This is a genomic window from Herbidospora solisilvae, from assembly GCF_009901565.1.
Taxonomy (GTDB): domain Bacteria; phylum Actinomycetota; class Actinomycetes; order Streptosporangiales; family Streptosporangiaceae; genus Herbidospora; species Herbidospora solisilvae.
This window is the reverse complement of sequence record NZ_WXEW01000010.1, coordinates 269,066-293,179: the sequence shown is the minus strand read 5'-3', so window position 1 is coordinate 293,179 and position 24,114 is coordinate 269,066. Positions and strand designations below refer to the sequence as shown.

26 protein-coding genes and 1 riboswitch are annotated in these 24,114 nt (G+C 73.6%); of the genes, 5 read left to right on the top strand and 21 right to left on the bottom strand.

Translation table 11 applies throughout. The annotated features are described in order from the left end of the window. The first annotated feature begins 36 nt into the window (after positions 1-36). A complete protein-coding gene (locus tag GT755_RS31950; protein ID WP_161483282.1) occupies positions 37-864 on the top strand; it encodes an NAD(P)H-binding protein in 828 nt (275 codons plus the stop codon). Here the strand turns inward: GT755_RS31950 and rpmF are convergent. From rpmF to rpmG, 4 genes are read right to left on the bottom strand one after another with little or no spacing between them, the layout of a single operon-like run. Beyond that, positions 848-1,015 carry a 50S ribosomal protein L32 gene (gene rpmF, locus GT755_RS31945; RefSeq protein WP_161483432.1) on the bottom strand — a complete coding sequence of 56 codons (168 nt, stop codon included), beginning with the start codon at positions 1,013-1,015 and terminating at the stop codon, positions 848-850. The genes GT755_RS31950 and rpmF overlap by 17 nt on opposite strands. A gap of 2 nt (positions 1,016-1,017) precedes the next feature. Further along, on the bottom strand, positions 1,018-1,317 hold the full coding sequence (gene rpsN, locus GT755_RS31940) for a 30S ribosomal protein S14 (RefSeq protein WP_161483281.1): 300 nt from the start codon (positions 1,315-1,317) through the stop codon (positions 1,018-1,020). Further along, positions 1,317-1,553: a 50S ribosomal protein L28 gene (gene rpmB, locus GT755_RS31935; protein WP_161483280.1), complete on the bottom strand. Its 237-nt coding sequence runs from the start codon at positions 1,551-1,553 to the stop codon at positions 1,317-1,319. Before rpmB ends, rpsN begins: the two co-directional genes overlap by 1 nt. Next, complete coding sequence (gene rpmG, locus GT755_RS31930) at positions 1,550-1,714, bottom strand: 50S ribosomal protein L33 (protein ID WP_062437287.1); 165 nt, start codon at positions 1,712-1,714, stop codon at positions 1,550-1,552. The genes rpmB and rpmG overlap by 4 nt, the downstream gene beginning before the upstream one ends. Before the next feature lie 76 nt (positions 1,715-1,790). Here rpmG and GT755_RS31925 point away from each other — a divergent pair, with 76 nt between their 5' ends. Then, positions 1,791-2,915, top strand: a complete 1,125-nt coding sequence (locus GT755_RS31925) for a CobW family GTP-binding protein (RefSeq protein WP_161483279.1) — start codon at positions 1,791-1,793, stop codon at positions 2,913-2,915. 129 nt (positions 2,916-3,044) lie between these two features. On the opposite strand, the gene GT755_RS31920 is transcribed toward GT755_RS31925, so the two are convergent. Both GT755_RS31920 and GT755_RS31915 read right to left on the bottom strand, forming a co-directional pair. Next, a complete protein-coding gene (locus GT755_RS31920) occupies positions 3,045-3,389 on the bottom strand; it encodes a hypothetical protein (protein WP_161483278.1) in 345 nt (114 codons plus the stop codon). A 49-nt stretch (positions 3,390-3,438) separates the two neighbouring features. Beyond that, on the bottom strand, positions 3,439-4,125 hold the full coding sequence (locus GT755_RS31915; protein WP_161483277.1) for an SDR family NAD(P)-dependent oxidoreductase: 687 nt from the start codon (positions 4,123-4,125) through the stop codon (positions 3,439-3,441). An 80-nt stretch (positions 4,126-4,205) separates the two neighbouring features. Between GT755_RS31915 and GT755_RS31910 the strand changes: the two genes are divergently transcribed. Next, entirely contained in the window at positions 4,206-4,808 is a 603-nt protein-coding gene (locus GT755_RS31910) for a TetR/AcrR family transcriptional regulator (protein ID WP_161483276.1), read from the top strand. A gap of 3 nt (positions 4,809-4,811) precedes the next feature. Here the strand turns inward: GT755_RS31910 and GT755_RS31905 are convergent, their stop codons facing one another. Genes GT755_RS31905 through GT755_RS31890 form a run of 4 tightly spaced genes read right to left on the bottom strand, consistent with a single transcriptional unit; the run spans position 4,812 to position 9,173 of the window. Then, positions 4,812-5,984, bottom strand: a complete 1,173-nt coding sequence (locus tag GT755_RS31905; protein WP_161483275.1) for a cytochrome P450 — start codon at positions 5,982-5,984, stop codon at positions 4,812-4,814. After that, the gene (locus GT755_RS31900) at positions 5,981-7,549 is read right to left on the bottom strand and encodes an FAD-dependent oxidoreductase (protein ID WP_161483274.1); all 1,569 of its coding nucleotides are present in this window, start codon (positions 7,547-7,549) and stop codon (positions 5,981-5,983) included. The genes GT755_RS31905 and GT755_RS31900 overlap by 4 nt, the downstream gene beginning before the upstream one ends. A gap of 53 nt (positions 7,550-7,602) precedes the next feature. Beyond that, positions 7,603-8,547, bottom strand: a complete 945-nt coding sequence (locus tag GT755_RS31895; RefSeq protein WP_161483273.1) for a TIGR01777 family oxidoreductase — start codon at positions 8,545-8,547, stop codon at positions 7,603-7,605. 2 nt (positions 8,548-8,549) lie between these two features. Beyond that, positions 8,550-9,173, bottom strand: a complete 624-nt coding sequence (locus GT755_RS31890; protein ID WP_161483272.1) for a TetR/AcrR family transcriptional regulator — start codon at positions 9,171-9,173, stop codon at positions 8,550-8,552. A gap of 59 nt (positions 9,174-9,232) precedes the next feature. Here GT755_RS31890 and GT755_RS31885 point away from each other — a divergent pair, with 59 nt between their 5' ends. Continuing rightward, on the top strand, positions 9,233-10,432 hold the full coding sequence (locus GT755_RS31885; RefSeq protein WP_161483271.1) for a glycosyltransferase: 1,200 nt from the start codon (positions 9,233-9,235) through the stop codon (positions 10,430-10,432). Here GT755_RS31885 and GT755_RS31880 read toward each other — a convergent pair. Then, a complete protein-coding gene (locus GT755_RS31880; RefSeq protein ID WP_161483270.1) occupies positions 10,413-10,739 on the bottom strand; it encodes a hypothetical protein in 327 nt (108 codons plus the stop codon). The two genes, GT755_RS31885 and GT755_RS31880, sit on opposite strands and share 20 nt — an antisense overlap. 35 nt (positions 10,740-10,774) lie before the next feature. Beyond that, positions 10,775-10,959: riboswitch (cobalamin riboswitch) on the bottom strand. A gap of 59 nt (positions 10,960-11,018) precedes the next feature. Here GT755_RS31880 and GT755_RS31875 point away from each other — a divergent pair. Next, a complete protein-coding gene (locus tag GT755_RS31875) occupies positions 11,019-11,684 on the top strand; it encodes a hypothetical protein (protein WP_202610729.1) in 666 nt (221 codons plus the stop codon). Between the two features lie 32 nt (positions 11,685-11,716). On the opposite strand, the gene GT755_RS41420 is transcribed toward GT755_RS31875, so the two are convergent. From GT755_RS41420 to GT755_RS31825, 10 genes are all read right to left on the bottom strand, one after another. Beyond that, positions 11,717-13,327 carry a PucR family transcriptional regulator gene (locus GT755_RS41420; RefSeq protein ID WP_161483269.1) on the bottom strand — a complete coding sequence of 537 codons (1,611 nt, stop codon included), beginning with the start codon at positions 13,325-13,327 and terminating at the stop codon, positions 11,717-11,719. Positions 13,328-13,349: 22 nt separating this feature from the next. After that, positions 13,350-14,474: an o-succinylbenzoate synthase gene (gene menC, locus GT755_RS31865; RefSeq protein WP_161483268.1), complete on the bottom strand. Its 1,125-nt coding sequence runs from the start codon at positions 14,472-14,474 to the stop codon at positions 13,350-13,352. After that, positions 14,471-15,244 (bottom strand): GNAT family N-acetyltransferase, encoded by a 774-nt coding sequence (locus tag GT755_RS31860; protein WP_328794622.1) that lies wholly within the window; start codon positions 15,242-15,244, stop codon positions 14,471-14,473. Before GT755_RS31860 ends, menC begins: the two co-directional genes overlap by 4 nt. Positions 15,245-15,246: 2 nt before the next feature. After that, positions 15,247-16,608 carry a serine hydrolase domain-containing protein gene (locus tag GT755_RS31855; protein WP_328794620.1) on the bottom strand — a complete coding sequence of 454 codons (1,362 nt, stop codon included), beginning with the start codon at positions 16,606-16,608 and terminating at the stop codon, positions 15,247-15,249. Next, positions 16,605-17,339, bottom strand: coding sequence for an ABC transporter ATP-binding protein (locus tag GT755_RS31850; RefSeq protein ID WP_161483267.1), 735 nt, complete (start codon positions 17,337-17,339; stop codon positions 16,605-16,607). The genes GT755_RS31855 and GT755_RS31850 overlap by 4 nt, the downstream gene beginning before the upstream one ends. After that, entirely contained in the window at positions 17,336-19,141 is a 1,806-nt protein-coding gene (locus GT755_RS31845) for a dipeptide/oligopeptide/nickel ABC transporter permease/ATP-binding protein (protein ID WP_161483266.1), read from the bottom strand. Before GT755_RS31845 ends, GT755_RS31850 begins: the two co-directional genes overlap by 4 nt. Further along, positions 19,141-20,103, bottom strand: a complete 963-nt coding sequence (locus GT755_RS31840) for an ABC transporter permease (RefSeq protein WP_161483265.1) — start codon at positions 20,101-20,103, stop codon at positions 19,141-19,143. The genes GT755_RS31845 and GT755_RS31840 overlap by 1 nt, the downstream gene beginning before the upstream one ends. A gap of 2 nt (positions 20,104-20,105) precedes the next feature. After that, the gene (locus GT755_RS31835; protein ID WP_161483264.1) at positions 20,106-21,707 is read right to left on the bottom strand and encodes an ABC transporter substrate-binding protein; all 1,602 of its coding nucleotides are present in this window, start codon (positions 21,705-21,707) and stop codon (positions 20,106-20,108) included. Beyond that, positions 21,704-23,056, bottom strand: a complete 1,353-nt coding sequence (locus GT755_RS31830; protein WP_161483263.1) for a serine hydrolase domain-containing protein — start codon at positions 23,054-23,056, stop codon at positions 21,704-21,706. Before GT755_RS31830 ends, GT755_RS31835 begins: the two co-directional genes overlap by 4 nt. Before the next feature lie 86 nt (positions 23,057-23,142). Beyond that, a complete protein-coding gene (locus GT755_RS31825) occupies positions 23,143-24,102 on the bottom strand; it encodes a dipeptidase (protein WP_161483262.1) in 960 nt (319 codons plus the stop codon). Positions 24,103-24,114 lie beyond the last annotated feature (12 nt).

The window sequence follows — 24,114 nt, the reverse complement described above, 5'->3', positions numbered from 1 at the left end:
GGACGACTGTCTTCCGCTTACTATAGAGGAGGCGTCATGACGATCGTGGTGACGGGCGCGACGGGCACCATCGGGCGGGCGCTCATCGCCGAACTCGGCGGCGCGGCGCTGGCGCTGGTGCGGCGACCGGAACAGGGCGCGGACCTGGGCTGCGCATACGTGGTCGGCGATCTGGAGCGCCCGGAGAGCGTCCCGATCGAGCCGGGCGACCGGCTGTTCCTCAACAGCTCGATCTGGCCCGGCTTCGTGGCGGCCCACCGGGCGGTCATCGACCACGCGGCGGCCCGGGGCGCGGCGCAGGTGGTGACGGTGTCGGTGCGCGGCGCGACACCGGACGGGCTGCTCGCGTCCGGCCTGCACGGGCAGGTCGACGACCATCTCCGGGCGTCGGGCGTGCCGTGGTCGATCCTGGCGCCGGTCGGCTTCATGCAGAACCTCCCGGGCGACGTCGACGAAGAAGGGCGGATCTTCGGCTCGTACGGCCCGGGTCCGGTCGGTTACATCGACGCGCGCGACGTCGCGGCGGTCGCGGCCGCGCTGCTCACCCGTCCTGTGGGCGACGACGCCACCTACGAGCTCACCGGCCCGAGCGCGCCGACGCACGACGAGATCGCCGCCGAACTCGCCCGGGCGCTCGGGCGGCCGGTGCGCTACGTGGATCTGCCGGTCGAAGAGGGCGCCGGCCACTTCGCGAAGCGCGGCCTGCCCGCCCCGGCGGCCCGTGACCTGGCCCTGCTGATGGCCCAGGTCGGCGACGGCCGCTGGGCGACCACGACGACGACCGTCGCCGACGTCGTGGGCCGCCCGCCGCGCTCCCTGCGGGAGTTCCTCGAACAGGCGGAGTCGCCTACCGCACGGCGATGAGGCCGCGCCGGTAGCCGGCCACCAGCCGGCGGGGCACCAGGAGGCGTTCGCCGTCGACCACGATCGGGACCAGGCCGGGGGCGGCCGCCTTCCACTGCGCGCGGCGGTGGCGGGTGTTGCTGCGGGAGGTCTTCCGTTTCGGCACGGCCATCGTCACCAGCTCGCCTTCGTGACACCCGGGAGCTCGCCCCGGTGGGCCATCTCGCGGAACCGGATCCGGGACAGGCCGAATCTGGTCAGGTGGCCGCGTGGACGGCCGTCGACGGAGTCGCGGTTGCGCACGCGGGTGGCGCTCGCGTCGCGGGGCTGGCGGGCCAGTTCACGGGCGGCGGCGGCCTTCTCCCCCGGCGTGCCCACGCGGATGAGCTCCTTGAGCTCGGCGCGGCGGGCGGCGTAGCGGGCGACGACGGCTCTGCGCCGGTCGTTGGCCGCGATCTTGCTCTTCTTGGCCATCAGATCCTCTCTCCTCTGGCGCGGACGCGGGCCACGGCCGCCTCGACGCCGATCTTGTCCACGGTCTTGATCGCACGGGTGCTGAGCGTGAGCCGGACGTACCGGTTCTCGCTGGGGAGCCAGTAGCGGCGGCTCTGGATGTTGGGATCCCAGCGGCGGCGGGTGCGCCGGTGGGAGTGGGAGACCGTGTTGCCGAAGACCGGCTTCACACCGGTGAGCTGACAGTGGGCGCTCATCGTTCCTCCCGGAACTCGACGTGCCGGCGCACGATCGGGTCGTACTTGCTGAGGGTGAGCCGGTCGGGGTCGTTGCGGCGGTTCTTGCGGGTCACGTAGGTGTAGCCGGTGCCCGCCGTGGAGCGGAGTTTGATCACCGGGCGCAGTTCGTTCCTGGCCAAGGCCGGGGTCCTTCCCTGAGGCGTGTCCGTGCGATGATAATGATAATTGTTTTCATTCGCTACCGAGAGGTCCGCCATGACCACCCCCGTCGTCCTGGTCGCCGGCCTGCACCGCCGTGCGCGCACCGCCGTCGTCCACCGCCTGCTCGCCGCGCACCCCGGCGCGGTGGCCGTCCACCACGACCTGCACGAGGTCGCGTCCGGCCGGGTCGAGCGCACCGTGCGCGACGTCTCCGGCGTGCTGGAGCGGGCCGAGGTGCGGCTGGCGCACGGATGCGTGACCTGCACGGTCAGGGAGGACCTGCGGCCCGAGCTGATCCGGCGTGCGTCCACCGCGCCGTTGCTGGTCGTGGACCTGTGGGACGCGGTCGAACCGCGCGCGGTCGCCGAGGCGCTCGACACCGAGGAGGCGGCCGAGGTGCTGCGCCTGACCTGCGTGGCGACCGCGCTGCACGCCGCGCACCTGCCGATCGACATCGCCCGGGGCGAGCGGTTGTCGGAGACCGCCCACGGCACGGCCGGCGACCGGCGCCACCTGGCCGAGGTGCTGGCCCGGCAGGCGGAGTACGCCACCGCTCTGGTCCTGGACGGCGGCGACGAGGAGGACCACGACCTCTCGCGTGCCCTGCTGGCCCACCTCGCGCCCGCCACCCCCGTGTTCGCGTCCGGCCTGCCCGAGGTGACCGGCCCGGCCCTGCACGTCCCGACGCTGGCCGAGCGCGTCGACCCGGCCACCGCCGTGCTGCCCTGCGACGCGCGGGACGGCGAGGTCACCACCGTCGTCTGGCACCGCCTGCGCCCGCTGCACCCCGGCCGCCTGTTCACGGCCCTCGACGACCTGGTCACCGAGTCGGTGCGCTCACGCGGCCGGTTCTGGCTGGCCACCCGGCCCGACCGCCTGCTCGGCTGGGACGCCGTGGCCGGCGGCATGGCGGTCGAGGACGCCGGGCCGTGGCTGGCCGCGCTGCCCGAGGCCGCCTGGGACCTGGTCTCCCCCGCCCGCCGCGCGGCCGCCGCCCTCGACTGGACCGACCCCCTCGGCGACCGCGTCCAGCACCTGGTCTTCGTCGGCCCCGACCTGGAGCGCGACCGGATCCACGCCCTGCTCGACGCGTGCCTGCTCACGCCGGAGGAGACGGTGGCGGGCTCGTCGGCCTGGGCGCGGTACGACGACCCGTTCGCGCCGCTCCTACCGAGTTAGAGAACTGCTCCAACTCGTTCACCCCGGCGCCAGGGGCCGTCCGCCTCGAGGTCCTCGGCACCGACGGCAACGTGGTCTCGACGGTGCGCACGTACAAGACCTGCGACGTCGTCTGAGCGGCGGCCCCGCTCAGGCGATGCTGGTGATCCCGACCGGGAGCCGCATGTCCCCCACCGCGATCGAGTAACCGAACCCGTCGTCGGCCGAGACCCTGTACTGATCGGGACTGGCCAGCGCCGCCCAGATGGAAGGGGCTCCCACCGGGGAGGACGCGCCGCCGGCCGGTTCCGTCACCGTCACGGTCGGTCCCGGCAGGCTCACCACGATGGGAGCGGACGGCTCGAAGGCCCCGATCACGTCGGTCACGAACGAGCCGGTGGCGACGAGGACGCCGGCGAGGGTGAGAACCGAGAGTTGTTCGGCGGTGAGCTTCCAGCCGCCTCGTGAAGGACGTCGGTGCTTGGCGGGAGACACGACCGGAAGTCTTCCATCGGAGCTCTCCCCTTCGCGGGTCATCCGGCGGTTACCACGGCAACGTGCCGGATTCGTCCTGGAAGGTGCCGGTCGGGCCGTCGGGGCCGAGGGTGGCCAGGCGCACGACGGTCGCGGCGCTCTCCGCCGGCGACCTGCCGATGCCGAAGGCGGCGGTCATGTCGGTGGCGGTGGGGCCGGGCTCGATCGCGTTGAACCTGATGCCCGGGTGGGCCTTGGCGTACTGGACGGTGAGCATGGTGGCCGCCGACTTGGACGCCGAGTAGAGCGCCACCGGCAGATGGAACTCCGGCCGGTCGGGGTTGTTCACCGCCCAGAAGGACCCCGCGCTGCTCGACACGGTGACCACCGTGGGGTTCGCGGACCTCCGCAGCAGCGGCAGCGCCGCCTCGGTGACCCGGACGATCCCCACCGCGTTGGTGTCGAACACGCGCAGGGCCGTCGGTCCGTCGAGGGGCCCGTCGCCGAGGATGCCCGCGTTGTGCACCAGGACGTCGAGGCGGCCCTCGTCCGCGTCGATGACCGCCAGCGCGGCGGTGACCGACGCGTCGTCGGTCACGTCGAGTTGCACGAACCGGGCGCCCAGCGCCGCCGCGGCCTTCTCGCCGCGCTCGACGTCGCGGGCGCCGATGTAGACGGTGTGGCCCAGGTCGAGCAGCTGTCTGGCCGTCTCGAAACCGATGCCCTTGTTCGCTCCGGTGATCAGGGTGACGATCATGCGCCTCAGTCCCTCTTTTTGTACCGATCGGTTGGAGATTCACCGTAGCAGGTTTTGTACCGAGCGGTAGAGTGACGTCCATGAGTCCTGAGGTGCCCACGATCGGCCGTCCACGGGCCTTCGACGAGGAGTCGGTCCTGGACCGGGCCGCCGAGGTCTTCTGGCGGCACGGCTACGAGGGCGCGTCACTGAGCGCCCTCACCAGCGCGATGGGCATCAACCGCCCGAGCCTGTACGCCGCCTTCGGCAGCAAGGAGCAGCTGTTCCGGCGCGCCTTCGCCCGCTACCACGAGACCAAGGTGGCCGCCGCCCGCGCCGCGCTCGAACAACCCACCGCGCGCGCCGCCGTCGAGGCCTTCCTGCGCTCCAGCGCCGACGCCCTCACCACCGGAGACCATCCCCCGGGCTGCCTGTCCATCCAGGGCGGCCTGGCCTGCTCGCCGGAGAACGTCGGCATCTCCGAGATCCTGGCCGCGGGCCGGGCCGCCACCGAGGCGGCCCTCGAAGAACGGTTGTCCCGCGCGGCCGCCGAGGGAGACCTCCCGGACGGCGTGGACGTCCGGGCGCTGGCCCGGTTCGTGATGACGCTCAGCGAGGGCCACGCCGTGCACGCCGCGGCCGGCGCGAGCCGCGAAGACCTCCACGCCTCCGTCGACATCGCCCTGCGCGCCCTCACCGCCTGACCCTCAGCGTGGGGTCACGTCGTCGTAGTCGACGACGAGGTGGCGCGGGCCGCGCAGGATCGGGCTCGGGCGGTAGGGCGGCGGGTCGTCCACCAGCCGGGGGCCGCGCAGGCGGCCGACCAGCTCGGTCAGCACGATCTGCGCCTCCAGCCGGGCCAGCGGCGCCCCGAAACAGTAGTGGACGCCGCCGCCGAACCCCAGGTGCTCGTTGCGCGGCCGGTCGAGCGAGAACCGGTCGGGGTCGGGCACGTGCGCGGGGTCGCGGCTGCCCGCCGCCAGGGCCAGCGTGATCGGCGACCCCGCCGGGATGGTCACCCCGCCGACGGTGAGGTCCTCCAGTGCCACCCGCGAGGAGATGAGCTGCACCGGCGGTTCGAAGCGCAGCAGCTCCTCCACCGCCGGGACGATCAGGCCCGGGTCGGCCTGGACGCGGGCCAGCACGCCGGGGTTCCGCAGAAAGGTGAGCATGCCGTTGGCGATCAGGTTGATCGTGGTCTCGTGCCCGGCGATCAGCAGCAGCACGCCGGTCCTGACGATCTCGTCGCGGGTCATCTCGCCGTCGGCGATCATCCCCGAGAGCATGTCGTCGCCGGGGTCGTGGCGGCGGGCGTCGACCAGGTCGCCGAGGTAGCGGTCGAACCTGCCGGTCACCTCCCGGCGGGCCTGCTCGCGCTCGGCCCGGTCCTCCTCGCCCGGCCCGAGCGTCTCGATCAGCTCGTCGGCCCACGCGTGGAACCGTCCCTCGTCCTCGGCGGGCACGCCGAGGAGGCGGCAGATCATCGCGACCGGCAGCGGGTAGGCGACCTCCTCGACCAGGTCGGCGCGGTTCCTCCCGGCGAGGGCGTCGACCAGTCCGGTCGTGACGGCCTGCATCTGGGGACGCAGCGCGTCGATCCGGCCGGGCGACCTGGGCGGGCCGAAGTGGCGCATGGCCAGGCGGCGCAGCCGGTCGTGCTCGGGCGGGTCGAGGCCGATGAAGGCCGGGGTGCGGTCGAGGTCGCGGCGGCGGGAGCTGACGCGGGGGTCGTGCAGGAGGGAGACGATCTCCTGGTAGGTGCTGACCACGTAGGTGCCGTCGTCCTGGCGCGCCACCGGGGTGGCGCGGAGTTCGGCGTACAGCGGGTAGGGGTCGGGGCGCCCCGAGGGGGCGAGGACACGCTGGAACGGACAGGTCACGACGTGACACCCCCGGGTGTGTGCAGCAGCGAGACCCGCCGTTCGGCCGGGTCGTGGCCGGTCACCACCACGGTCGCCTCGGCGGAGGGCGACAACCGTTCGGGCACCCGGGCGGACTGCACGTCGCCGGGCGGGAGGGGCGCGGCCTGCTCGATCCGGCTCTGGTAGTACTCCAGCCACATGCCCTGGTCGAAGGTGACCGCGGCGGTCATCCGGCCCTGGTAGCCGTAGGCGGCGACGAACCGGCGCTCGGCCGTCGAGCCCTGCGTGACGACGACCTGGTCGGCGAAGGTCGGCACGCCGACCGATTTGATGTTGACCCCGAACTGGCTCGACCAGAACACCGGGACGGCCAGGTGCGGCCAGCGGTGGGCCTGGTCGCTGATCATGTTGTGGGCGGCGATCTCGGCCTGCGCGACGGCGTTCCCCCAGTGCTCCAGCGTCATGAACTGGTACTGGTAGAGCGGGTGCGGGAAACGCGCGATGTCGCCGGCCACGAAGACGTCGTCCAGGACCAGCCCGTTGAGGTCGACGGCGCGGCAGCCGGCGTCGCAGGCCACGCCCCACACCCCGGCGGCCAGCCCGGAGCCGCGCAGCCATTCGACGTTGCGGATCGAGCCGAGCGCCACCACGGCGACGTCGGCCTCGACGGTGCCGCCGTCGGACAGGTGGGCCCGGCGGAACCGGCCGCCGGCGTCGCCCTCCAGCGCGGTGACGGTGGTGTCGCAGCGCAGGTCGACGCCGTGCTCGCGCTGCAGCTCGGCCGCGACGTCGCCGATCACGCCGCCCAGCGCGCTCACCAGCGGGGCCGGCCCGCGTTCCACGACGGTCACCGGCAGGTCGAGCTCCCGGCAGACCGAGGCGATCTCGCTGCCGGTGAACCCCGCGCCCAGGATCAGCACCCGCCGCGGCCCGGCGGCCAGCGCCGCGCGCAGCCCGGCCGCGTCCTTCGCGGAGCGCAGGGTGTGCACGCCGGTCAGCGCGGCCTCCGCCGCGTCGGGCCACGGGCGGGCGCGGGTGCCGGTCGCCAGCAGGACCCGGTCGAACGGGACCTCGCGGCCGTCGGCCAGGAGCACCTTCTTCGCGGCCACGTCGAGGCCGGTGGCGGGGGTGCCGGTCAGCCACTCGGCCTCGACCGGGCGCACCCTCGGCAGCTTGGTGTGCTCGGGCGCGACGTGACCGGTGAGCACCTGCTTCGACAGGGGCGGCCGGTCGTAGGGCTCGCCGTCCTCCTCGCCGACGACGGTCAGCGGGCCGGTGAACCCGTCGCGCCGCAGCGCCGCGGCCGCCCGCGCCCCCGCCAGCGAGCCGCCGACGATGACGATCCGGCCCTCGAACCGGACCCCGCACGGCCTCGACTCGGGCACGGCGCGCATGGCCGTCCAGTCGAGGTGGATGGCCTGCACGGGGCAGGCGGCCGCCGCCCGGAGGATGTGGTCGCGCTGGTCGTCGGGCGGGTCGAGGTCGTACCGGAGGACCTCCTCCCCCATGCCGAACACCTCGGGCGCGAGGAAGACACACTGGCCGTAGCCCTGGCACCGGGTCAGATCGACGACCACTCTCACGCAGTCAGCCGTGCCCGGCCCCGGCGCCCGGAATGTTCAGAAGGCGGCGATCTTTAGGTAAGCCGCCGTCGCCGCACGAGGTCGCCGGCGGCGTGCTCCCAGTCGGGGTACTCGAACGTGAAGCCCGCGCCGAGCAGCCGGCCGGGCACCACCCGGCGGCTCTTCAACAGCAACTCGGTGTCGGTACGCAGCCCGAACGCGCCGGCCTCCGCCATCCACCGGGTGGCCGGCACCCCGACCGGCACACCCCACGCCCTCCGCAGGACGCGCATGAACACCCGCTGCGGCAGCGGCCCGGGTGCGGCCAGGTTGACCGGCCCCGTGAAGTCGTCGCGATCGACGAGGAACTCCACGGCCCGGACGAAGTCGGTGTCGTGGATCCACGACACGTACTGCGCACCCCCGCCCACCGGGCCGCCGAGACCGATCCGCGTCAGCCGCGACAGGACGTCGAAGACGCCGCCGCGATCGGGGCTCATCACCATGGCCGACCGCAGGGCGACCTTGCGCGTGCCGGGGGTCTCGGCGTGCTCCTGCGCCGCCTCCCACGCCTTGGCGATCTCGACGCTGTAACCCCAGTAGCCCGGGACGCCGGGCTCGCCGCCGCCGATCACGCCGGTCGCCTCGTCGTTGGGCGCGTCGAGGCGGTGGGCGTAGACGGTGGCGGTGCTCATCTGCAACCAGACCCGGGGAGGCCGGGCGGCGGCCGCGATCGCCGCGCCGACCGCCCGGGTGGAGTCCACCCGGGAGTCCATCATCGCCCGCAGGTTGGCCGGGGTGTACCGGCAGTCGACGCTGCGCCCGGCCAGGTTCACGACGACGTCGCTGCCGTCGATCTCCTGCACCCACGGGCCGGGCGTCGCGCCGTCCCACCCGACCTCGCCGTCGCGCGACGGCCGCCTGGTCAGGACGACGACGTCATGCCCCGCCGCGCGTAAGGCGCGCCGCAGGATCGTGCCGACCTGACCGGTGCCGCCGGGCACCACGATTTTGAACATGTTCAAATCATAGGAAGCGGGCCCGCGGACATGCGCCCCAGGTGCTCGTCGAGCAGCGCGGTGACCTCCTGCGGCGTGTAGTGGCCGACGAGGGCGGCGTTCACGACGCCCTGGGCGAAGGCGTACAGGATGCTCGCCTCCTTGCCCGCGTCCAGACCGGCGGCGAGCTGACCGGCGGCCTGGGCGGCCCTGATCTGCTCGGTGAGGAAGGCCAGCAGGTGCGCATATCCCAACCGCATCGCGGCGGCCTGGTTCTCGTTCACCACCGAGCTCGCCTGGAAGGCCAGCCCCACGCGGTTGAGGAAGCGGCGCTCCTCGTCGAGGGGCAGCAGCTCCAGTACGGTCGTGCGGAGCACGTCGAGGGGCGTCGGCTGGCGGGCGGTCACTGCCGCGACGCGCTCCCCGATCCACATGCCGATGCGCTCCAGCGCGAGAAGCAGCATCTGCTCCTTCGTGGTGACGTAGTACTGCACCGCCCCCATCGACATCCCGGCCTCGGCGGCGACCTCTCTCAGGCTGACGCTCTCCATCCCCTTGTCGTGGACGATGCGGTGCACGGCGTCGGCGATGTGCCGCCGCCGGGCGTCGTGGTCGACGATCTTCGGCATTGCCCGCCATTTTCTCATGCGAGTGCATGGTAAAAACTGTTTTGTCATGCGACTGTATGACAAAAGAGGAGGGTCGCATGCGAATTCTGATCGTCGGCGTCGGCACGCGGGGGGACGTGGCGCCGTACACGGGGCTCGGGGCGCGGTTACGCGAGGCCGGGCACGAGGTGGCGGTCGCCGCGCACGAACCGTACCGGCACCTGGTGACCGAGGCGGGCCTGGACTACCTGCCGCTCCCGGGAGACCCGCTCTCCCTGCTCTCCATCAGCGCCTTCAGGCACTACGGCGAGCAGCTCGTCGAGGGCCTGGCCGGGCTCGCCGGACAGCGGGCCGACCTCGTCCTGACCGGTGTCGCGGGCACGCCGGCGTGTCACGTCGCCGAGGCCATGGGCGTGCCGAGCATGGGGGTGCACCTGCAGCCGATCGACCCGACGGGTGACTTCCCGCCCGTCATGAGCGTGGTGCACCGCTCGCTCGGCCGCTGGGGGAACCGCAGGGCGGCCCGGCTCGCGTTCGAGGTGCCGGCCGCCGGGCCGCTGGTCGCCGGGTTGAGCACGAGGATCCGGGCCCGCCTGGGACTGCCCCCGATGCCCGCGCGCGCCCTCTACCTGCGCCGGGAGACCATGCGCTGGCCGGTCTTCCACGGGTTCAGCCCGCTGGTGGTGCCGCGCCCGGCCGACTGGCGGACGGGACTGGAGGTGACGGGATACTGGTGGCCGTTCCGGCCGCCGGGGTGGCGGCGCGATCCGCGGTTGCGCGACTTCCTGGCGTCGGGCCCGAAGCCGGTGTTCGTCGGCTTCGGCAGCCTGGCCGGCACCCGGGCGGAGCGGTACACCGAACTGGCCGTCGGCGCGCTGCGAGCGGCCGGGCTGCGCGGCGTGCTGCAGACCGGCGTGCGCGGGCAACTCTCCGACGACGTGCTGGCGGTCGGCGACGTGCCGCACGACTGGTTGTTCCCCCAGGTCGCCGCCGTCGCCCACCACTGCGGCGCCGGCACCACCGGGATCGGGCTGCGGACGGGGGTCCCCGCGGTGGCCGTGCCGGTCAAGCACGACCAGCCGTTCTGGGCCTCCCGTCTGACGGCGCTCGGCGTGGCCCCGGCCGCGCTCCCGTTCCGCCGCCTGACCTCCGCGCGCCTGGCCGCCGCGCTCACCACCGTCGTCACCGACCCGGCCTACCGGCGCCGCGCCCAGTCCCTCGCGGCCGGGATGGCGGCCGAGGACGGCGCGGCGCCGGTCGTGGCGGCCGTGGACCGCCTCAGCGGCGCGGCCCGCTGAAGCGGTGCAGTTCGAGGATCGGTGGCAGCGGCGCGAGCCCCGGACCACCCGCGCGGATCCAGTCGGCCACGTCGGCGGTGGCGTGGCCGTCGTTGACGAACGCGAGCCACACCGGCCGGCCCCCGGCGGCCCGCCCTTCGGGGGTCGGCTGGACGACGATGACGTTGGCCTGGTCGCACACGTCGAGACACTCGGTCACCCGCACCTCGGCGACCTCGCCGAGCAGCCGGATCTGCTCGTCGTGGTCGAGACAGGGAACCTTCCGGGCGCTGCCGCAGCAGCAGTCCCGGCACACGGTGACCCGCACCGGCGCCGTCCTCTCTCGGGGAGATCCGCCCCGGCTCGTGAGGAGGCGACCGCGTGAGTCTCCTGGCTCTCGGGTCGACGCTCGTCCCGGCCTTCCCACCCGCGGGGGCGGTGGCGCGTTCGGGAGTCGCTCACCGATCACAGTGGCGGGACCGCACCGGATTCACACCGGTTTCCTCGTCCGCCGTCGCCTTGTCCGGGCATCGTCTCATACGGGGAAAAACCGGTCGGCACGCGTACACACCGCCTTCTACCCTGCTCTCCTGGACACGAGAACGGGGTGCGGATGCGACTGGCCGACCAGACCTGGCCGACACTGATCAGCGAGGTCCGCCTGGGCCGGGACACCTACCGCGTGATCCGGCCAGCACGGGCCGCCCGGCACGGGATGCTCTACGAACGCACCTGGAGCGCGGAGCTGAGCGTCGACCGCGCGACGGCCCTGACGGTCGCGATGGCCTGGGGGCTGGCCGCCCGGTCGCCGAACACCCTGATCTACCTGCCGCTCCGCAAGGCCCGCCCGGCCGGCTCGGCCAACGAGGAGCGACTGCTCGATCTGGTGCTGCTGCACCACCGGCTGGGCTTCCCGGCCTCACGCTGGAAGCAGGTCAGGGCCCGGCTGGGCGCGGGGCGTCCGCATCGGGTGGCGCTCCCGCCGACGGCGTGGCGCCCGCCCGGCGACGACGGCCGGCAGCGCCATCGCGGCTTCCGCGACCATCTCCACTCGGACGTCGCGGCGGACACCCTGTTCCTGACCGGCAGCCGCCGCGCCTTCGAACTGGAGATGGAGCAGCTGCGCGGCCTGGTCGAAGAGTGCCCGGCACACCGCGCGGAGGACCCGGGCGCCCACTGCTGCGCCGAGCTCGGGGTCGGCCGGTACCGCTACACCGACCGCCGCTGTTCGCCGGCGGAACTGCACGTGCAATGGTGCACGCGGCATCGCTGACGGGCCCGTGCCGGGAATGCGCCTGACCGGGGTCAGCGGGGGGCCAGGATGCGGAGTTGCAGCATCGCCGCGAACCGCTGTTCCGGGTCCGTCAGGTCGATCTCGCCCACCTCGGTGACCCGCTTCAGCCGATAGCGCAGCGTGTTCGGGTGGATGAACAGGGCGTTGGCCGCCTTGCCCACGTCGCCGAGCGCGTCGAGCCATGCCTCCAGCGTCTCGACCAGGCCCGCGTTGTTGCGTTCGTCGTACTCCATCAGCCGGGCGATCGCGCCTCCCGGGCGTTCGTCGCGGGCGGCGGCCAGGTCGCGCAGTTCGAGGACCAGGGCCAGGGTCTGGACGTCGTCGAGCTGGGCCACGCGCAGGCCCGTGTGGCCTTCGCGCATCACCCGCAGCACCCGGTCGGCCTGGGCCTTCCCGTGCACGATGCCGCTGATGTCGGAGCCCGCGGGGGCGACGGCGACGATCGCGTGCAGGTTGCCGTCGACGCGGTCGACGAAGTCGGCGGCCAGCCGGGCGGCGCGCTGTTCGGGGCTGCCGGTCGTGACGACCACCGGGAGCAGGCCGTAGACGGTGCCGCCGACGGCGGCCACCGCCGAGGACGGGACCGTGGCCGACAGGTGGACCGACAGGGCGTCGGCCAGGCGTTCGAGGTCGGTCTGGGGATGGCCGGGCAGCAGGCCGGCGCTCACGATGACGAGGCGGCGGGCCGACAGGCCCAGGCGGCCGAGGGCGTCGCGGGCTCCGGCGCCGCCTTCCAGGACGGTGCCGATCAGGTCGGTGCGCAGCCTGCGCTGGACGTCGGCGCCGGCGCGCAGGCGCAGCAGGTGGAGGGCGACCAGTTTCGAGGCGTCCAGGAGCGCCTGGGTGCGTTCGCGGTCGACCTCGCCGTCCATGGCGGCCCAGATCGAGCCGAGGACCTCGTCGCCGGCGCGGACGGCGATGGCGACGCGCTGCACGGTCGTCTCGTCGTAGCCGAGGTCCTGGGGTTTGACGACGACGGGGGCCTGATAGCGGTAGAGGTCGCGGAAGACGCCCAGTTCGGTGAGGCGGTTGGCGTAGCGTTCCGGGACCTGGCGGCCGATGACGGTCTCCACCCGGGAGGGGTCGGCCTCGTCCTGGCGGCCGGAGAAGGCCAGCACACGGGAGCTGCGGTCCTCGATGGTGATGGGGGCGTCGAGGAGCGCGGCCACAGCGTTGGCGACGGCGAACAGGTCGCCCGACGGGAGGCCGCCCAGCGACTCGTGGCCGGTGACGCCGATGTCGCCCTCGGCGAGCATGGCGCGGATGAGGGCGGTGAGCTGCGCCCACGTCGCGCCCCGGCGCAGGCCGATCAGGGCGACGCCGCTCTCCTGGACGGCCGCCCGCACCTCCGGGGTGAGCGCGACCGGGGCCCGGATCACCAGGGCGACCGTGTCGTGGCCGCCGAGGGAGCGCAGCAGCGCGGGCAGCCCCCCGGCGGCGGGGTCGACGCCGACGCCCAGCACCAGCGATCGGGGCGCGAGCACGGGTTCGTCGAGCGGGTCGAAGATGACCAGGGCGCTGATGCCCTCCGGGTGGTCGACGTCGCCCGCGACGAGTTCGAGGAGGGTGGAGCCCAGGTCGTCGAGGACGCGGCCGAGGCTCGCACGCGGTCGCTGACTCACGCCCGGAGTATAGGCGCGCACCTCAGAACGGGATCCACTCCACCGACGTCGTCACCCGGTCCAGCAGCTCGGGGATCGGCGTCACGCCCAGGCCGGGACCTGTCGGGACCTCGACGTGGCCGTCCACGAGGACGATCGGCTCGGTGATGTCGGTCCGGTAGAAGCGGCCGGAGGCCGACACGTCGCCGGGCAGGGTGAAGCCGGGCAGCGCGGCCAGGGCGATGTTGGCGGCGCGGCCGAGGCCGGTCTCCACCATGCCGCCGCACCAGACCGCGACCCCGTGGGCGGCGGCCAGGTCGTGGATCTTCCTGGCCTCCAGGTAGCCGCCGACCCGGCCGGGCTTGATGTTGATGATCTGGCACGCCCCGAGCGTGATCGCGGCGGCGGCGGTCTGCGCCGACACGACCGACTCGTCGAGGCAGATCGGCGTGGCGAGCTGGCGGGCCAGCGCGGCGTGGCCCAGGACGTCCTCCTCCTCCAGCGGCTGTTCGATCAGCAGCAGGTCGAACGCGTCAAGTTTGGCCAGGTGGCGGGCGTCGCGGAGGGTGTAGGCGGTGTTGGCGTCCACCTGGAGGAGCACGTCGCCGCCGAACCGCTCGCGGACGGCGGCCACCGGCGCCACGTCCCAGCCGGGTTCGATCTTCAGCTTGATGCGGGCGTACCCCTCGTCCAGGTAGCCCTCGACGGCCGACAGCAGCGCCGGGATCGAGTCGTGGATGCCGACCGAGACGCCGCTGGGCACACGGTCGGCGACGGCGCCGAGTTCGCGGCCGAAGGAGCGGCCGAGGGCGCGCAGTTCGGCGTCCAGGATCGCCATCTCCACGGCGGCCTTGGCCATGCGGTGTCCCTTGTACGCGTGCAGCGCCCCCGCGACGGCGGCCGCGCCCGACCGCCCGAGCGCGGCGGCCCCCTCGGGCGAGGCGAGCCGGGGCAGCAGGAAGCGGCGCAGCACGTCCTGCTGGGAGTCGACGTACTCGGGCGAGTAGAGCGGGTCGGTCAGCGCGACGCACTCGCCCCAGCCCTCGGCATCGTCGGTCACCGCCCTCAGCAGCAGGACGTCGCGTTCGGTCTGGGTGCCGAACGAGGTGCGGAACGGTGCCACGAGCGGCATCGAGACACGGCGCAGTTCGATTCCGCGCAGCTTCATGGGGTCTCCAGGTCGACGAGATAGCCGAGGTCGCGGTCGAAGTCGACGACGCGGCCTCCGGAGGTCATCAGCGGCGCCAGTTCGTCGCGCAGCCGCCGCCGCCACGCCACGGCGGCGGCCGGGTCGGCGGCGCGCAGCGCCTCGATGTCGTCGGGGGTGGCGACGCGGCGGCTCGACGGGCCGCCCGCCGGGCGGTCGAACGGCCCGCCCGAGCAGGCCGCGACGACCCTCGGGGAGAGCAGGTTCCAGCGCACCAGCAGCCGGTCGGTGTCGTCGGCGCCGTTGATCGCGTCGTGCATCGGGCCGTAGAAGTTCGGGAGGTACTCCACCGGGAGCGCCCCCAGCTTGACGATGTTGAAGTAGGCGTTGCGGCCGACCAGCGGGTCGAAGGTCCACTCGATCGTCGGGATGCCCCGGGCCAGCGCCCAGGCCCGCTGGTGCAGCTTGAGCGCGGCGCCGACGCCGCGGCCCGCCAGGCCCGGCGCGACCCCGGCGACGTGGCTGTGCAGGGTGCGGGCCGCCGGTTCCTCGTGGAATCCGATGCAGACGCCGACGAGGCGGTCTCCGTCGTAGGCGCCCGCGGCGTAGTTGCCGGCGCGGGTCAGCGCGCGGAGGAACTCCACGGTGATCAGCGGGCGGCCCCAGATCTCCACGAGCAGGTCGATCATGGCGTGGGTTTCGGGCAGGTCGTGGAGTTCCCGGATCTCCACGCCGGCCTTGCGGGCCCGGTCGGTCGCGTCCCGGGCCGCCCCGAGGTGGTCGCGCAGCACGGTCAGCCGAGCTTCTTCGGGGTCGCGCGGGCGCCGTAGTGGACGTACTCCTCGCCGGTGGGCAGGGAGTAGAAGGTCACGGGCACCCACGTCTCCATGCCTTCGGGGCGGACCGCGTACAGGCCGGGCTCGACCGGGGTCATCTCGTACGTCTGCACGGGGTCGTCCTCCAGCCCGGCGAGCGGGCCCGTGAGGGTGGTGCGCAGGGTCGGCTTGCCGTCGTCGTCGAACACCTCCATGCGGACCGACTCGCGCTCGTAGGTGCCGGCGTAGGGGGTGAGGTCGGCGGCGGCCGGCTCGGCCGGGGGTTCGAACGGCTCGGGCAGCCGGACGCCGGTGAGCTCGGCGAAGATCTCGTCGTACAGGTCGGCGTACAGGTCGTGGGTGTGGCCGCCGTTGGTGAGCAGCGCGACGGCGACCCCGGCCTCGGGCAGCACGCGCAGGAACGCCGCCTGGCCGATGGTGTTGCCGTCGTGGCCGTAGGCGCGGTGGCCGTGCCAGTCGCAGCGGAACCAGCCGAGCCCCCACGAGTCGCCGAGCAGCCGCTTCTCGGGGCACTCGGTCTGGTACGCCGACATCGCCGCCGTGCTCTCCTCCGAGAGCACCCGGGTGCCGTCGGCGGCGACCCCGCCCCGCAGGTGCATGCGGGCGAAGGCGAGCACGTCGGCGACGGTCGCGGTGATGAGCCCGGCCGGGCCGACCGCGCGCGGCAGCCCCCACACGGGCGCGACCACGGGCTCGTCGCCGCCCTTGACGTGGCCCATGGCGTGGCCGAAGACCATGGCGTCCTCGGGCAGGGTCGTGGTGTGGGTCAGGCCGAGCGGCGTGAAGAGCTTCTCCCTGATCGCCTGGTCCCACGTCTGCCCGGTGGCGACCTCGATGATCCGGCCGAGCACCGAGTAGCCCGCGTTGCAGTACGACCAGGTCGCGCCGATCGGGTGATTGTGCGCCGAGTCGGCCAGCAGGGCGACGTACTTCTCCAGGGCGTCGTCGCCCCGGCCGGTGTCGGTGAACAGGTCGCCGTCGATGCCGCTGGTGTGGGTGAGCAGGTGCCAGACGGTGACGGCGGCGGTGGTCTCGGGGTCGCGCAGCCGGAACTCCGGCAGCACCTCGGCGACCGGGGTCTCCAGGGTGAACCGGTCCTCGTCGATCAGCTGCATGATGACGGTGGCCGTCCACACCTTGGAGATCGAGCCGATCTGCCAGACGGAGTCGGTGGCGGCGGGCTGGCCGGTCCCGGCGTGCAGCACGCCGGTGGCGAGGGTCAGCAGGTCGTCGCCGCGCAGGATGCCCAGCTGGGCGCCGGGCACCCCGTGCTTGGCGGCGAGTTCGTCGAGGCGGTGCTGCCAGTGGGCCTGGTTCACGTGTGCTCCTTCAATGGGTGGGCGGAGGCGAGGAGGTGGCGGGTGTAGTCGTGGCGGGGGTCGCCGAGCACCCGCGCCGTGGGGCCGTGCTCGACGATCCGCCCGGCGTGCAGCACCGCCACGTGGTCGGCGACGTACCGCACGACGGCCAGGTTGTGCGAGATGAACAACATCGACAGGCCGAGGTCGCGGCGCATGTCGCGGATGAGGTTGAGCACCGCGCCCTGCACCGACACGTCGAGCGCGGAGGTGATCTCGTCGGCGAGGATCACCCTCGGCCGGGCGGCGAGCGCGCGGGCCAGCGCGACCCGCTGCCGCTGCCCGCCCGAGAGTTGGCCGGGCAGGTCGCCGGCTCTGGCGGCGTCGAGGTGGACGAGGCCGAGGAGCCGGGCGATCTCGGTCTGGCGCTCCATGCGGCCGGGGCGGCCGGGCATGGCCTCGGCGATGCTGTCCCCCACGGTCATGCGGGGGTCGAGGGAGGAGTACGGATCCTGGAAGACCATCTGCACCGGCCGGCGGCCCCGGCTGGGCACCGGACGGCCGTCGAGCAGGATCGCGCCGGAGGTCACCGGGGCGAGGCCGACGGCGGCGCGGGCGAGGGTCGACTTGCCGCAGCCCGACTCGCCGACCAGGCCGACGGTCCGGCCCGCGCCGACCTCCAGGCTGACCTCGTGCAGCACGGTGTGGGCGCCGTAGCGGACGGAGACCTCGTGGAAGGTGAGCGTGCTCACGGGGCCTCCCCGGCCTTGTGGCAGGCCACGCCGTCCAGCAGCGGCGGCGCGACGGTGCGGCAGTGGTCGTCGGCGAGCGGGCAGCGGGGCGCGAAGGCGCATCCGGCCGGCGTCTCGACGGGGTCGACGGGCAGCCCGGGGATCACGGCGAGCGGCCGGTCGAGGTCGGTCTCCATGTCGGGCACGGCCGCGACCAGCGCCCGCGTGTAGGGGTGCCGGGCCAGCGTGCGCAGGTCCTTGGCGGGCAGTTCCTCGACGACGCGGCCGGCGTACATGACCAGGACGCGGTCGCACACGTCGGTCACGACCGACACGTCGTGGCTGATCAGCAGGAGCGCCGCGCCGGTCTCGCGGCGCACGTCGGCGAGCAGTTCGAGCACCTGCCGCTGCACGGTGACGTCGAGGGCGGTGGTCGGCTCGTCGGCGACGATGAGCCGGGGGTCGCCCATGAGGCCCATGCCGATCATGGCCCGCTGCCGCATGCCGCCGGAGAACTCGAACGGGTACTGCCGGGCCCGCCGCGCCGGGTCGCCGATCCGCACCGCGTTCAGCCGGTCGACCGCCCGCGCGAAGGCCGCCTTGCGGCCCATGCCCTGGTGGAAGCGGCTCACCTCGGCCAGTTGCGGCCCGACGCGGTGGGCCGGGTTGAACGAGGTCATGGGGTCCTGGAACACGACCGCCAGCGCGGTGCCCAGCCGCCGGTGGGCTCCGGGGGCCAGCAGGTCCTCGCCCGCGACGACCAGGTGGGCGGCCTCGACCCGGACCGGCGGCTCCAGCAGCCCGGCCACCGCCAGCGCGGTCACGGACTTGCCCGACCCCGACTCGCCGACGACCCCGACGGCCTCGCCGTCGCCGACGGCGAAGGTGACGCCCCGCACGGCGTGGATCGGGCCGTTGGGGCCGGGGATCGTCACCCGCAGGTCGTCGGCCGACAGGACGGAGCCGGCGGCGGGGGCGGTGGCGGGTGCCGGCTGACCGGCCTTCGGCAGGACGTGGGCGCGGCGCGGCGCCGAGGCGAAGGCCTCGCCCGTGAGGTTGAAGGCCAGCCCGGCGAGCACGACGGCGATCCCCGGGCCGAGCGCGGCCAGCGGGTGGATGTAAATCCCGTTGAGCCCGTCCTGCATGAGCCGGCCCCAGTCGTAGTCCGGCGCCTGCACGCCGAGGCCCAGGAACGACAACCCGGCGAAGGTGAGCAGCACCCCGCCGGCGGCCATGGTCGCGTACACGATGACCGGTTCGGCGATGTTCGGCAGCACGTGCCGCAGCAGCATCCGCACCCGGCCGACCCCGGCGATGCGGGCGGCGGCGACGTAGTCGCGCTCGGAGATCCCGGCGATGAGCGTGTGGCACAACCGGGCGAACGCGGGCGCCCCGGCCAGCCCGACCGCGAGCGCGGCCCCGCGCGCGCCGACGCCGAAGACGACGGCGAAGAACAGCACCAGCAGCAGCCCGGGGAAGGCGACCAGGACGTTGACGGCCGCGGTGATCAGCCGGCCGAGCCGCCGCCCGGCCAGCATCGGCGCGGCCCCGAGGAGGAAGCCCAGCACCATGCTGATCGCGGTCGCCGCCAGCGCCAGCAGGATGGACAGCCGGGCGGCCACCAGCACCCGGGCGAACAGGTCGCGGCCGAGGTTGTCGGTGCCGATCCAGTGCTCGGCCGACGGCCCGGCCAGCAGGTCGGCGGTGTCGACGGCCGTGGCCCGGTCGCCCCACACCACGGGGCCGAACACGGCGGCCGCGAGCACGAGGACCAGCAGCACGACCCCGGCCAGGCCGACGGGCCTGCGCAGCGCCGCCCTCATCAGGCTTCTCCGATCGCCGAACGGGGGTCGAGCAGCGCGAGCACCACGTCGACGAGCGTGTTGATCAGCAGGACGCCGACGCCGTAGACCAGGACGGTGCCCTGGACCAGCGGATAGTCCTTCGCGACGATCGAGGAGACGATGGAGGAGCCAAGCCCCGGCCAGGCGAACACGTTCTCCACCAGCACCGTCCCGGCCACCAGCGCGCTCAGCGCCAGCCCGCCGATCGTCAGGGTCGCGGTCACCGCGTTCGGCAGCGCGTGCACGAGGTGCAGCCGCACCGGGGTGAGCCTCTTGGCCCGTGCGGTGCGGATGTAGTCGGCCTCCATCACCGCGAGCATCTCCACCCGGACGATGCGCGACAGCACCGCCGCCGGGCCGATCGCCAGGGCCAGCACCGGCAGCACGTAGGAGTCGGGCCCGGCGCGTCCGGCCACCGGGAACACGTGCGTCTGCACGGCCAGCAGGTAGACCAGCCCGACGCCGAGCAGGAAGTCGGGGATCGCGCTCACCACGACGTTCGTGCCGGTGAACGCGAGCTCCGCGCGCCGGCCGCGCCCCCGGCGGGTGAGCACCGCCATCCCCACGCCGACGGGCACCGCGACCGCCACCGACAGCAGGAAGGCCAGCACGGCGAGCTCGGCCGTGGCGGGCAGCTGCTGGGCGATCGTCTCCCCGACCGAGAGCCGGCTGGCGATCGAGACGCCCAGGTCGCCCCGGACGAGGCGGCCGAGGAAGCTCGCGTACTGCTGCCAGAGCGGGTCGAGCAGGCCGAGCTCCTCCTCGTGGGCGAGCACCAGGTCGGCGGGCGCGGTCGGGCCGAGCGCCGCGCGCACCGGGTCGCCGGGCACCAGGTGGATCATCAGGAACGAGGCGGTCACCAGCACCCAGAGCGACACCAGCAGCCGCGCCGCGCGCCGGAGCGCGAAGCGCGGCCACCTTCCCGCTGCCGGCTTCTTCATGGTCAGCCGAGCATCCGGATGCTGGTCGGGACGATGCTGCCCACGATGGAGAGCTCCGCGCCCTTGAGGAAGGTCGGGATGACGTTGTTGGCGAAGGGCACCATGTCGGCGGCCTTGTAGAGCGCCTGCTCGGCGGCGAACCAGTCGGCGCAGCCCTCGCTGCCGGTCGCGGCCATCGCGCGGGTGGCGGCGGCGAGGTAGTCGGCGTTGTCGATGGCGGCGAAGTTGGTGCCCTTGGGCGCGGCCGGGCCGGACACGAACGGCATGACCTGGTCGGGGGTGCTGACGTTGAGCGGCACCCAGGCGACGTCCCAGGCGCCGGTGCCGAAGACCGCGCCGGTGAGCTGGGTCTGGTTCTGCTGGACGGCCTTGGCCTCGACGCCGACCGCCTTCCAGGCCGCCACGGCCAGTTCGGCCGCGCCGCTGCCCGCGCTGCCGAGCGCGCCGTCGTACAGCAGGGTGACCGTCAGCCGCTCCCCGCCCTTGGCGCGGACGCCGTCGGCGCCCTTCACCCATCCGGCCGCCTCCAGGGCGGCCCCCGCGGCGGCGGCGTCGAAGGAGGGCACGCTGCCGGTCACGGCGTCGCCGGTGCAGCCGGTCGGTTCCAGGACGGCGAGCTGGGTGGCGGGGGCGCCCTTGCCGGAGGTGATGGCGACCTGGAGCTGCTTGAGGTCGACCGCCCGGGTCAGCGCCATCCGCACGGCCGGGTCGGCGGTGACGTGCCCGTCGGCGTGGTTGTACCACTGCTCGCCGATCAGCGCCTGCGTGCCGACCGACTTCAGGCCCGCCCCGGTGAGCCGGGCGGCGTCGGCGCCGGTGATCTGGACGGCGTTGGCGGTCCCGGCGAGCAGCTGGTTGGCGGCGGTGGTCTCGTTGGCGACGATCTTGACGACGACCTTGGCCGGCATGCCCGGCTCGGCCGTGGTCGCGCCGCCGGGGCCCCAGGTGTAGCCCTCGCGGAGCTGGTAGGTGTAGTGGTCGGAGGGCACCGCCTCGGTGAGCGTGTACGGCCCGGTGCCGTTGGTGGCGGCCTTGAGGCTCCCCCGGTTCTTCATCCCGGCGTCGCACACCATCGGCAGGTTCGCGAACGCGTTCAGCGCGAACGGCGCGGGCGCGGGGAGCTTGACGGTGACCTTGGATCCGGAGGCGGAGGCGGTCGTCCCGGCCGGGACGAACACGCCGAGGAACGGGCTCTTGTTGTCCGGGTCGGTCACGTAGGCGATGTTGTCGACCACCGTCTGGGCGGTGAACGGCGCGCCGTCGGCGCAGGTGACGCCGCTCTTGAGGTCGAAGGTGAGGGTGGTGCCGTCGGCGGTCCACGAACCGGCCAGCTGGGGCTGGACGGTGCCGTCCTCGGCGACGGCGACCAGGCTGTCGTAGGCGTACTGGGTCAGGGCGAACAGGGAGCTGCCCGCCGCCCCCTGCGGGTCGAGGGCGCCCGGGTCGGCGGCGAGGTTCAGGGTGAAGGTCTTGCCGGCGGCGTAGGCGGCGCCGCCGGTCCCGGCGGCCTGGCCCGGTGTGCCGTCGGGTGCTTCGCCGCCGCAGGCGGCCAGGGTGACCGAACCCGTCAGGGCGAGTGCCGCGAGTGCCCTCATGCGCGTCATGGCGTTCCTTTTCTCGAGACGGCACGGCCGTAGTGGATGTGCTTCGCGAGCCCCGATTCGTCGCGTCCGACGAAGGCGAAGACGGGATGGACGCCGCGGATCGGCTCCACCGCGATCAGCGAGTCGCCCTCCAGGTGCACCAGCCGGGTCCGCAGGGGCTTCTCGCCGATCTCCGCGATGACGTCCTTGGGCACCCGGTCGAGCCAGATCACGCCCTCGGCGTCCTGGCTGACGGTGATGTCGTAGATCGTGTCGGAGTAGCGGCCCAGGTAGGGCGCCGGGTCGATCGGCTCCGGCTCGGCCGGGGGCGTCGGGCGGTCCGGCAACGTGACGCCGGCCAGCTCCTTCAGCAGGTGGCCGACGACGTCGGCGTACGCGCCCAGCACGTCGCCGCCGTTGGTCAGCAGCGCCACCGCGACGTTCCGGTCGGGCACGATCCGCAGGAAGGCGGCCTGGCCGATGGTCCCGCCGTCGTGGCCGACCACGGCCCGCCCGTCCCACTCCTCCAGCTCCCAGCCCAGCCCCCAGGCGCCGGGCATGGTGCCGAGCCGGGGCAGCCTCACCTGCGGCCGCCACATGGCCGCCACCGTGCCGGGCTTGAGCAGCCCCGCGCCGTCGGCCAGGTGCATGGCGGCGAAGCCGACCAGGTCGCGGGCGGTCATCGCGAGCATCGACCCGGCGGGCGCGTTCGACCGGGCCAGCGCCCAGGTCGGCGTCGGCACCGGGCCGCCGCCCTCGCCGGGCAGGTGCCCGACGGCGGCCCGGTGCAGGATCGCCTCGTAGGGGCTCGGCGCGACGTGGGTGAGCCCGAGGGGCGCGGCGAGCCGGTCGACCAGCACCCGGTCGAACGGCTCGCCGCGCATGACCTCGACCAGGCGGCCGAGGACGACGAACCCGGCGTTGTTGTACGAGAACACCTCGCCGGGCGGGAACAGCTGCGGGATGTCCCGGATGGCGGCGACGTAGCGCTCGACGGCGTCGTCGCCCCTTCCGGTGTCGGTGAAGACGTCGCCCTCGAACCCGGCGACGTGGCAGAGCAGCTGGCGGACGGTGATCGCCGGGTCGCCCGTCTGGAACCCAGGCAGGTAACCGCGCACCGGGGCGTCCAGATCGACCAGGCCGTCGTCGACGAGCTGCAGCACCAGCGCGCTCGTCCACAACTTGGTGATCGACCCGATCTGGAAGACCGCGTCGGGGGTCGCCTCGACGCCGGTGGCGGTGCTCAGCACCCCGGCGGCGGCGGTGACCACCCGGCCCTCGGTCAGCACGGCGACCGAGGCGCCCGGCACTCCGCGTTCGGCCAGGATCCGGGCGAGATGCTCGTCCAGCCAGCGTTCCGGCGTCGTCATGTGCCGAGGCTAGATCGCCGATCGGCCGCCGTACTCAGCCGATCGCACAACCCGAACGGTCGGCGATTGTGCGATCGGACAACACGCTATTTCCAGACCTGGGCGGCCACCCGCCGGAAGTTGCCGCCCAGGATGCCGCGCACCGTCTCCTCCGGATAGCCGCGCCCGACCAGCTCCCGCTCGATGAGCAGCGTCGTCTCCGGTTCGACGAACCGGATCGTCCCCCAGCGGGTGTACTCCTCGGGGAACAGCTCGGGGTTGGCCGCCAGGTCCTCCATGATGGTGTCGGCGTCGAAGGAGTAGTCGCTGCCGATGCCGACGTGCTCGGGCCCCACCAGCTCGACGGCGTAGTCGATGTGGGCGACGAAGGCGTCGAGGGTGGCGGTGTTGGGCCCGAGGAAGATGCCCACGCCCGGGATGCCGATGACGCCCCCGGTCGCGGCGCACGCGCGGGCCTGCTCGTCGGTGATGTTGCGGGCGTGGTCCCAGACCCCGCGCATGGCCGAATGGGAATAGATCATCGGCTGCTCGGAGACCTCCGACAGGTCCAGTCCGGTACGGGTGCCGCAGTGCGACCCGTCGACCAGCATGCCGACCTCGTTCATCCGCCGCACCAGGTCGCGCCCGTAGGCGGTCAGCCCGGAGTCGACGGCGTCGAGGCAGCCGCCCCCGGCGGCGTTGCCGTTGTTGTAGCTCGGCAGCAGCGACTTCACCCCCAGGCCGTAGAAGACCTCCACCATGTCGAGGTCCCCGGCCAGCGGCGCGGAGTCCTCCAGGTCGAAGGCCACCACGATCCGGTCGCCGGGCACCGCCGCGTCGATCTCCCCGACGGTCGTGGCCAGCTCCAGGTCGGGGTGGGCCTCGATCGCCCGGGTGAAGTGGCCGATGTAGGACAGCGCGTCGTCCCGGGAGTGCGGCGCGTAGCCGACGTTGACCGACACGTAGGCCCCGCCGGGGCGGCGGTAGCGCAGCAGGTCGGCCACGTCGGCGTCGAGGGTGAGGGGCAGGCAGGTGTGCTGTTCCCAGAAGGCGCGGGCTGAGGTCATGGCCCCATCCTG

Excerpts from the sequence above, each read along its gene's own strand:
- GT755_RS31890 (WP_161483272.1), bottom strand. The coding sequence starts at position 9,173 with ATGAGAAAATGGCGGGCAATGCCGAAGATCGTCGACCACGACGCCCGG.
- menC (WP_161483268.1), bottom strand. The coding sequence starts at position 14,474 with ATGAAGCTGCGCGGAATCGAACTGCGCCGTGTCTCGATGCCGCTCGTG.
- GT755_RS31845 (WP_161483266.1), bottom strand. The coding sequence starts at position 19,141 with ATGAGGGCGGCGCTGCGCAGGCCCGTCGGCCTGGCCGGGGTCGTGCTG.
- GT755_RS31910 (WP_161483276.1), top strand. The coding sequence starts at position 4,206 with ATGAGTCCTGAGGTGCCCACGATCGGCCGTCCACGGGCCTTCGACGAG.
- GT755_RS31840 (WP_161483265.1), bottom strand. The coding sequence starts at position 20,103 with ATGAAGAAGCCGGCAGCGGGAAGGTGGCCGCGCTTCGCGCTCCGGCGC.
- GT755_RS31925 (WP_161483279.1), top strand. The coding sequence starts at position 1,791 with ATGACCACCCCCGTCGTCCTGGTCGCCGGCCTGCACCGCCGTGCGCGC.
- GT755_RS31830 (WP_161483263.1), bottom strand. The coding sequence starts at position 23,056 with ATGACGACGCCGGAACGCTGGCTGGACGAGCATCTCGCCCGGATCCTG.
- GT755_RS31895 (WP_161483273.1), bottom strand. The coding sequence starts at position 8,547 with ATGTTCAAAATCGTGGTGCCCGGCGGCACCGGTCAGGTCGGCACGATC.
- GT755_RS31885 (WP_161483271.1), top strand. The coding sequence starts at position 9,233 with ATGCGAATTCTGATCGTCGGCGTCGGCACGCGGGGGGACGTGGCGCCG.
- GT755_RS31950 (WP_161483282.1), top strand. The coding sequence starts at position 37 with ATGACGATCGTGGTGACGGGCGCGACGGGCACCATCGGGCGGGCGCTC.
- GT755_RS31825 (WP_161483262.1), bottom strand. The coding sequence starts at position 24,102 with ATGACCTCAGCCCGCGCCTTCTGGGAACAGCACACCTGCCTGCCCCTC.
- rpmB (WP_161483280.1), bottom strand. The coding sequence starts at position 1,553 with ATGAGCGCCCACTGTCAGCTCACCGGTGTGAAGCCGGTCTTCGGCAAC.
- GT755_RS31835 (WP_161483264.1), bottom strand. The coding sequence starts at position 21,707 with ATGACGCGCATGAGGGCACTCGCGGCACTCGCCCTGACGGGTTCGGTC.
- rpmF (WP_161483432.1), bottom strand. The coding sequence starts at position 1,015 with ATGGCCGTGCCGAAACGGAAGACCTCCCGCAGCAACACCCGCCACCGC.
- rpsN (WP_161483281.1), bottom strand. The coding sequence starts at position 1,317 with ATGGCCAAGAAGAGCAAGATCGCGGCCAACGACCGGCGCAGAGCCGTC.
- GT755_RS31915 (WP_161483277.1), bottom strand. The coding sequence starts at position 4,125 with ATGATCGTCACCCTGATCACCGGAGCGAACAAGGGCATCGGTTTCGAG.